The organism is Vibrio sp. R12-SG2-ISO1 (genome assembly GCF_059834045.1).
In genome coordinates, this window is sequence record NZ_JCBDGO010000021.1 from 369,679 (window position 1) to 378,083 (window position 8,405).

Consider the following 8,405-nt stretch of genomic DNA (forward strand, 5'->3'; position numbering starts at 1 on the left):
ACTTACCTCATTGTCGCATTCGGCGACGTATCTACTACTGTGATGCTTTGTGTCGTTGTGTCAGGCGAAACCCGCGTTTGCTCGAACTCTTCCACCAAACGTGCGACTTGTGGTAAACAAGAGCCGCAGTTGGTGCCGCACTTCAATCTGGTTTGCAACTGCGCTACGCTCGAACACTCCCCTTCGCTGAGCGATTGCAAAATCTGCTCATCGGTCACTCTAAAGCAGCTGCAAATAAGCTCGCTCTGGCCTTCTTGCGCTGCAAGAGAAATAAGACGGCTGAAATTGAGCGCCTTGCCAACCAACTCCACTAATTTGGTGTAATCGGAGTGGAGAGGTTGCTCTGACGTGACCAATAAAGCGCGGACAATGCGCTCATCTCCAACTTCATCAAAATCCACCGCTAACCATCCAGAAGAGGTATCAAGGACGACTCGGCGGGTTTTGATATGGCTGAGGCGGCTAGGTCTGTCACCCACACACAACGTCTGCTTATCTGCGGGCTTATCATGGGCAAAGCGCCAAATTCCGACACGATTCTCCACTTGAAAGGAGTGATACAGGCAATCGTCGGGGTCAAATTGGCTGCCAATGTAGAGGCCATAAGTCTTAACCGATACTGGCAGAAGCTCGACCTCGCTTGACTTAAACGCGGGCTGACCAGAATGAGGGTCGGCATCTCGACTTACGACGGCGTTCACTTGTGACTTTCCGCCATACGCCGCCGCCCAATGCATCGACATAAAGAGCTGTTTGTAACTCAAGGTCTCATCCATGCCCACTTTCGCCACAATAGTGGCGTGCGGCCCTTGCGCCGATGCAAGTTTGGCAGGTGAGATACGTATAAGTTGGCCGGCCTCAATACCCAAATGGCTTGCCGATAGCGCGTTCATGTACACCGTCGGCTCCGTTTCTGAGGCGGCAAGATGAACCACATGCCCTGTGCGCGTCATGGTGTGCCATTGATCGCGCTGACGGCCGGTATTGAGCCACCAGCCTCGTTGCAATGCGCCCTCTTTCGCGGCAATGAAACGCGCTTTACCGTCGGCGAAACTAAAACGCTGCTCGGCGTAAGGTCTCTCCCCGCCCCATTGTTTAGGTTGCCATTGACGATACTCCTCATCCGTCAGCTCAGCATATTGGCTGATATCCAGTAAACGTGGAGACGTTGCATTGATGCCCGTCATGGCTGCATACTCACGAAACACGTCCGCTTCACTTTGAAAATCAAATCCGTTGCTCACCCCGAGTTTTTCACACAAAAGCGCGCCAACAACGCTAATCGCACGCCAATCGGGCAAAGCCTGCCCCGGTGGTGGCGTGAACTGTCTTTGGCGCGACATGGTGCGCTCTGAGTTGGTCACCATGCCCTGCTTTTCTCCCCAACCTGCGGCGGGCAACAGCAGATCTGCGTATTGAGCGATATCTGAATCGGCGGTGATGTCTGACACGATAACCAAAGGACAGGCTTCAAGTGCGCGGCGCACGTAGTGGTTATCTGGCATCGAGACCACTGGATTGGTTGCCATGATCCAAATCACTTTGATCTCGTTTCGCTCAACCGCTTCAAACATCTCGATCGCTTTTAAACCAGGCTTTCTGGCGATATTAGGCGCTTGCCAAAAGTTTTCGACCAGTGCGATGGACTCATCATCGAAGCCGCGATGGACAGCCAATTGATTGGCGAGCCCGCCGACTTCGCGTCCGCCCATCGCATTCGGTTGCCCGGTGATAGAAAACGGCCCTGCGCCCTGATAACCGATCGCCCCTTTAGCTAAATGCGCGTTGATGATGGCATTGCCTTTATCTGCACCACTTTGCGATTGGTTAACGCCTTGACAAAACAGCGTGATCGCCTTGTGCTCTTGCGCAAACCAGCGATAGAAGGTCGCAATTTTCGCCGACTCGACGTTGATACGTTCCGCAATCGCATCCAACTGATATTGACTAGCGTTCACTTCAGTCAACAATGCCTCAAAGCCTTCTGTGTGGTTGGTAATAAAGTCATGGTCAAGCGCATCATGTTGATGTAAATAGCGAATCAGTCCGTGAAACAGCGCCACATCGCCGTCATTGGCAATAGGAATATGCAAGTCCGCTTGGCTCGCGGTGACGGTTTCGCGTGGATCAATCACGACCAACTTCATCTCTGGATTCTTATCGCGCGCTTGTTGGATTCGACGAAACAGCACAGGGTGCGTCCACGCGGTATTCGCTCCACAAATGACAATCAGATTGGCATGATTAAGGTCATCATAATTGACCGGCACTACATCTTCGCCAAACGCGCGATTGTGCGCCACTACCGCCGAAGACATACACAAACGTGAATTGGTGTCGATGTTGGCACTGCCAACAAAGCCTTTCATCAGCTTATTGGCAACGTAATAATCTTCTGTCAACAGTTGCCCTGAAACGTACATGGCGACCGAATCCGCGCCTTGCGTGTGGATCGCCTCCGCCATCGCACCGGCAATGCGCTCTGCCGCTTCATCCCAGCTCACTTCCTTGCCCTGAAATTTGGGGTAGAGCAAGCGCGACGGCATTTTCATGCTCTCTGCAAGCGCGGCGCCTTTAACACACAGTGCGCCTTGGTTGGCTGAGTGGGCTTTGTCCCCAACAATACCGAGTGGGCTAATTTCGACTCCGCAGCCGACGCCGCAGTACGGACAGGCCGATTTGATACATTCCTTTGCCATGATTCCTTCCTCTAAAAACAACAAAGCCTCTTCCTGTTGGGAAGAGGCTCCTTTGCCGTTGACGTTGTTATTGTATTGTGTGACTGAGCACGAATTTACTTAGGTCACTTAGGGTAAAGCAATGAAGATGCCAAATAGAAAAATCAATAAAATTATACAATTAAATATTTTCAACACCCTAAATTGCACCAATTGTGTGCGCAGCAGGATCCTCACAGTGCGCGTCTCTACTTCGCTCACTGAATGGTTAATGAACGCGCACTCAATCACACTCTCATAAATAGTGATTGTTGTTTTTGAAAAGCTATTTTATATTTCAGGTGTTATTGTCATACAAATATTAAGGATTCACTATGTTTACTGCTAGCACTGCAGAGCTCTCCTTTGCCCGCTTCCTACAGCCTAAACTCATCGAGCTGATTGAACGCGTAATGGAACAAACTGCTCAACCTATCGAAAATGGCCGTCATGATCTGGAAGGTGACAGCGCCTTTTTCTTGGTGATGGATGACAACACTCAACCACTTGAACAGCGTAAGTCAGAGTGCCACCAACGTTACCTTGACGTGCAATTGCTGCTCGAAGGTGAAGAGACGTTTGGCTACAGCCTACTGCCGTATACGGGGTTGGATGAAGATTACCTAGCGGATAAAGATTTGGCGTTCAGTGAGCAGCTACAACAAGAGCAATTTGTCACCATTAAAGCCGGTGAATTTGTGGTGTTCTACCCGGGCCAACCTCACCGTCCATTGGTTGCTGTCAACAACCAGCCAGCGCCGGTGCGTAAAGTCGTGATCAAGATTGAAAAGAGTCTGTTTGAATAAACAGACCGACGTCTTCGACATTTAACCATAGCGCGGCTTAGAAGCCGCGCGTATTAATGTTGTGCGGGTTTGTTTAGCAACTAGCCCTTGATGTAGCGCAATAGCTCGTCGTTCAGTGCGCGAAGTACGCCAGAATCAGGCTGAGTGTGCGACAAAGTACGCATGCCATAAATACCCATGACTAAAAACTGTGCCACCAGCTCAGGCGAGCGATGATTGGCAATTTCCCCAAGCTCCATCATAACGGCTATCTTTTCCACCAGCCATTGCTGCCAACGGCGCAACATGTCACTGATCAAAGCCTCAACTTGTTCATCTTGATGAGCCAGCTCGCTCAGCGCTTTTTGCAGCAAGCAATCTTTAATCTGCTCTTGTTCGCACTCTTCGAGCACCGACTCCATGTAGGCTTCAATCCCTTCAAACACCGTTGAGTAAGACGCAAACAGCGCTTCCATTGCTTGGTGTCTATCGAGTTGATACTGCTCCAATGCGGCGATCAATAGACCACGCTTGTTGTCAAACGCACAATAAATCGACCCAGGATGTAGCCCGGTTGCCAACTTAAGATCTTGCATACTGGTTTTGCCATAGCCTTTCTCGACAAACTTCGCCATTGCTTGCCTTAATACCACTTGGCGGTCAAATTCTGCGCTGCGCATAACATCACTCTTAAGGTTGAAATACCCACATAGTAACTGATGTTGAATGTGCATTCAAAAAATACTTGAATGGACATTCAAAATATTCTAACTTGAATAGGCATTCAAATACTCTCGAAGGACACGTCGATGAATACCCTATTTCAACCGTTCAAGCTCAATGAGACGCTAACGCTCAACAACCGCATTGTAATGGCTCCCCTAACTCGCTGCATGTCTGACGAGGATCTGGTGCCAACGGATGCAATGGTGGAATACTATGGCCGCCGCGCCGACACAGGCTTAATCATTACCGAAGCGACCTTAATCAGTGCTGACGGTCAAGGCTACCCTAACACCCCTGGGCTCTTTACTGAAAAGCAGATTGAGGGCTGGAAAAAGGTCACTCAGCGTGTGCATCAAAATGGCGGAAAGATCTTCGCTCAGCTATGGCACACCGGCCGCGTTGCGCACCCGTCGTTTTTTGGTGGCGATAAAGTGATTGCCCCTTCTGCGATTGGTGTCGAAGGCACCGTGCCACGCATGCGCCATCTCACCTATCTAACGCCAACCCCAGCCAGCAAAGAAGAGATTCAGCGCTTAGTCGCCGATTTTGCCAAGGCCTCTCAAAACGCCATCGAAGCAGGCTTTGATGGTGTCGAGATCCACGGTGCAAACGGCTATCTCATCGACCAATTCCTTCACTACAGCAGTAACCAACGTGATGATGAGTATGGCCAAACAGCGGAAAATATGTCTCGTTTTGCGCTAGAAGTGATGGACGCTGTTGTGGAAGCGATCGGCGCGGCTCGCGTTGGTCTGCGTCTCTCCCCTGGCGCTTACTTTAACGTCGAGGCCGACCCACGTGATCGCGACGTATTCGATTACTTGCTCAAGCAACTCGAAATACGTGATTTGGCCTACTTACATGTGGGCATTTTCGATGACGCTATGACATTTGAGCACCTAGGCGGTACCGCCTCGCAATACATGCGCGCTCAATACTCGAAAACCTTGATCGGCGTGGGTGGTTTTGATGCTCAAACCGGCAATGAGGCGATTGAAGCAGGCAAGTTTGATTTACTTGCGATTGGCCGTCCTCTGATTGCCAACCCAGATTACGTTGAAAAAGTGAAATCGGGCCAAGCGCTCACTCCGTACAGTGAAGAGATGCTGACCTCACTACTATAAGGCGCGCATCAGCAGCCTTTAGATTACTGAGAATAAGACAAAAGCGCCGATACTCTCGGCGCTTTTTCCATTTTTCATTCGGTAAAACTCTACTACCAAACAGTAGAGAATTTTGTACTATGGTCAACTTGTTAACTCTCCCCCTGTCCATTGCGAGTGCAGTCAAGTCATGAATGAATACGACGAAAACACTGAACGTCTTGAGAACGAAATCGCACAGTTGAAACGCGACAATGCACGCCTGCAAGAAAAGCTCAATGCCGCGCTCGATGGCACTGGGTTATGTTTATGGGAACAACATATTCCGACGGGGTCGTTAACTATCTTCAATATGGAGTGGGGAGCGATGCTCGGCTATCAAACGTCTGAACTCAGTGCCACCGTCGATACCTGGAAGAGTAAACTTCACCCCGAAGACTATGATCTTGCGGTTGGCGCATTTGAAGACCATATCGCAGGGAAGACCGAGCACTACCAAGTGATTCACCGTATGGTGCATAAAGATGGCTCCGACAGTTGGGTACTTGACCGTGGGCGTATCGTAGAATTCGATTCGCAAGGTCAACCCATTAGGATGATGGGTACACACATCGACATTACGCAAGAAAAACGCTATGAGTTGCAGTTGGCAAAACTCGCCTCTAGTGATCCGTTGACGGGCCTCCTCAACCGTAAAGCACTGGAGCAGCACTATGACAGTATCGAAACAGACCACTCCGTTCACTCAGCGATGATTTTTATCGATGTCGACAACTTTAAGTCAGTCAACGATGAACTCGGTCATAAAATGGGGGATCTACTCCTCATTGAGATTGCCGAGTGGATTCGGGAAATATCGGGACAAGAAGGTCACGCCGCGCGTTTGGGTGGCGATGAATTTGTGATCTTTTTTGCTCAGTGTGATTTAACTCAGCTTAAGGCTATCTGCCAGCGTCTACTCGCATTTACATCCTATACCCTAAGCAGAGAACATGCGAAGGTGACAATAGGATTTAGTATCGGTGCATGCCAGTTTCAGCGCCAAGAACAAAGCTTTGATGCGATTTATCAACATACCGACGACGCGATGTATCAAATTAAGAAGAATGGTAAGAACAGCGTCGCTATAGTCACGCTTTGAGGCTGCTTTTCGTTTAAGAGATGAATAGAGAAAGAATGGAGGCGCGTCCCGGAGTCGAACCGAGGTCCACGGATTTGCAATCCGCTGCATAGCCACTCTGCCAACGCGCCTTTGTATCTACGACTTGATAAGCCTGTTCTGCTTGAGTTAATGGTGCCCCGGGCCGGACTTGAACCGGCACAGCGCGAACGCCGAGGGATTTTAAATCCCTTGTGTCTACCAATTCCACCACCAGGGCAACGCAATAGATGCGAAGGTCACACCATTTCTCTTCGGCGATTGCCGTGAGAACGAGGCGTACTTTAACGAATTGAGCGAAGCGGTCAACAAAAAACTGTAACTCGCTGAACCGTTTAGATAAAAAGCCATCAATCCGTGCAAATAATCATCGTCACAACCCTTTTGCGTCTAGCACACATTCATGGTACTGATAGACGCTCTTATAATAAATCAGTGGCAAATCACTTTACTGCACACTGGCTAGGAAAAGTCATGCTTACTCAAACTCAACAAGTGGACAGCACTGAGCTGCACCATTTTACTCGTTATGATGTTTGGAACGGTTTTCGAGAACTGGTTCCGCTGTCATTCTTTGTGATTATCTTCGGTATTGCGTTTGGTGTCGCTGCGGTCCAAGTCGGCTTGGAACCGTTATCCATTATGCTAATGAGCGGATTAGTTTTCGCAGGGGCGTCACAGTTCGCGACGTTAGAGATGTGGGGACAAGAGGTCGCGTTGATTCCCGTTTTAGTGACCGTCTTTGCCATTAATGCGCGTCATTTGTTAATGGGGGCGACCCTTTACCCTTGGCTACGCCACCTTCCGGCCAGCAAGCGCTATGGCGTCATGTTATTTGCCTCAGACGCCAACTGGGCGATGTCAATGAATGCGTTTGGCCGCCATCAGAGAGGACTCGGCCTTCTGCTCGGTGGCGGTGTAGCATTGTGGTCTTTTTGGATGCTAGGCACCTGGCTTGGCTATGCGTTTGGCAACTTGATCAGTGACCCAATCAGTTTAGGGCTCGATATGGTCATGGGCTGTTTTTTACTCTCTATGGTAGCGATTGGCCCTAAGAGCCTGCGTATGTTCGTTATTTGGGGCGTGGCCGGATGCGCATCCTTGCTGGCCTATTATTATTTGCCCGACAATAGCCATGTTGTGGTTGGCGCGCTCGCAGGAGGGTTGCTCGGCGCCTTTTGGACGGAGAAACAAGCATGATGATCTCAACCGATTGGCAAGGCACGTTAATTATTATTATCGCCATGGCACTGGTCACCCTGCTCACACGCTGGGGTGGCGTGTTCGTCATGTCGTTTGTACCAATTAGCTACCGAGTGCAGCAATTTATCACCGCTATGTCGGGGTCGGTGTTAATCGCGCTGTTGGCCCCCTTAGCGGTGGAAGGTGACATGGGGGCTCGCGTTGCACTTTTGGTTACTGCTATCGTGAGCTTTACCACCAAAAAACCGTTGCCAGCAATCGCAGCAGGTATTACCGCAGCAGCGCTCACGCGTCTTATCTAAGCGGAGATTAAGGACAAATTTGTCCACAGTGAAAGGGCAATTTTGCCCTTTTAAACCCATGTACTCGACACCATGTGTTAGGTAACATTCATCAACAGGCCATACTCATCTATGTCTTTCCCACGCTTATCCGTTCTTGATTTGGCGCCCGTTTCTGACGGCACAGACTTCTCTCAGACTTTTCAGCGTTCAGTTGAATTGGCGCAAGCCGTCGAATCTTGGGGCTATCACCGTTTTTGGATGGCGGAACACCATAATATGCCTGATATTGCCAGTGCCGCCACCAGTGTGTTGCTCAGCCATATCGGCGCTCACACCCACTCGATCCGTTTGGGCTCCGGTGGTGTTATGTTGCCCAACCATGCGCCCCTTGTTATTGCAGAGCAATTTGGCACATTGGACGCGCTCTA

At 50.0% G+C, this 8,405-nt stretch carries 8 protein-coding genes and 2 tRNA genes; 6 read left to right on the plus strand and 4 right to left on the minus strand.

Annotated elements, in window-relative coordinates; translation table 11 throughout:
* Positions 1–2: 2 nt before the first annotated feature.
* A complete protein-coding gene (locus tag AC6R10_RS16470; protein WP_500672930.1) occupies positions 3–2,699 on the minus strand; it encodes a nitrate reductase in 2,697 nt (898 codons plus the stop codon).
* Positions 2,700–3,052: 353 nt separating this feature from the next.
* Between AC6R10_RS16470 and AC6R10_RS16475 the strand changes: the two genes are divergently transcribed.
* Positions 3,053–3,523 carry a NanQ anomerase/TabA/YiaL family protein gene (locus AC6R10_RS16475; RefSeq protein ID WP_334552009.1) on the plus strand — a complete coding sequence of 157 codons (471 nt, stop codon included), beginning with the start codon at positions 3,053–3,055 and terminating at the stop codon, positions 3,521–3,523.
* 80 nt (positions 3,524–3,603) lie between these two features.
* On the opposite strand, the gene AC6R10_RS16480 is transcribed toward AC6R10_RS16475, so the two are convergent.
* A complete protein-coding gene (locus AC6R10_RS16480) occupies positions 3,604–4,182 on the minus strand; it encodes a TetR/AcrR family transcriptional regulator (protein WP_500672931.1) in 579 nt (192 codons plus the stop codon).
* Positions 4,183–4,311: 129 nt separating this feature from the next.
* Here AC6R10_RS16480 and AC6R10_RS16485 point away from each other — a divergent pair, with 129 nt between their 5' ends.
* Both AC6R10_RS16485 and AC6R10_RS16490 read left to right on the plus strand, forming a co-directional pair.
* Positions 4,312–5,352 (plus strand): alkene reductase, encoded by a 1,041-nt coding sequence (locus tag AC6R10_RS16485; RefSeq protein WP_500672932.1) that lies wholly within the window; start codon positions 4,312–4,314, stop codon positions 5,350–5,352.
* Between the two features lie 169 nt (positions 5,353–5,521).
* Positions 5,522–6,472 (plus strand): GGDEF domain-containing protein, encoded by a 951-nt coding sequence (locus tag AC6R10_RS16490; protein ID WP_500627279.1) that lies wholly within the window; start codon positions 5,522–5,524, stop codon positions 6,470–6,472.
* A gap of 36 nt (positions 6,473–6,508) precedes the next feature.
* Here AC6R10_RS16490 and AC6R10_RS16495 read toward each other — a convergent pair.
* Positions 6,509–6,582: transfer RNA gene (locus tag AC6R10_RS16495), tRNA-Cys, on the minus strand.
* 41 nt (positions 6,583–6,623) lie between these two features.
* Positions 6,624–6,710: transfer RNA gene (locus tag AC6R10_RS16500), tRNA-Leu, on the minus strand.
* A 254-nt stretch (positions 6,711–6,964) separates the two neighbouring features.
* Between AC6R10_RS16500 and AC6R10_RS16505 the strand changes: the two genes are divergently transcribed.
* From AC6R10_RS16505 to AC6R10_RS16515, 3 genes are all read left to right on the plus strand, one after another.
* The gene (locus AC6R10_RS16505) at positions 6,965–7,690 is read left to right on the plus strand and encodes an AzlC family ABC transporter permease (RefSeq protein ID WP_500627280.1); all 726 of its coding nucleotides are present in this window, start codon (positions 6,965–6,967) and stop codon (positions 7,688–7,690) included.
* Positions 7,687–7,995, plus strand: coding sequence for an AzlD family protein (locus AC6R10_RS16510; protein ID WP_500672933.1), 309 nt, complete (start codon positions 7,687–7,689; stop codon positions 7,993–7,995). The genes AC6R10_RS16505 and AC6R10_RS16510 overlap by 4 nt, the downstream gene beginning before the upstream one ends.
* 111 nt (positions 7,996–8,106) lie before the next feature.
* Positions 8,107–8,405: LLM class flavin-dependent oxidoreductase (locus AC6R10_RS16515; RefSeq protein ID WP_500672934.1), on the plus strand; the 299-nt coding region annotated here is incomplete at its 3' end.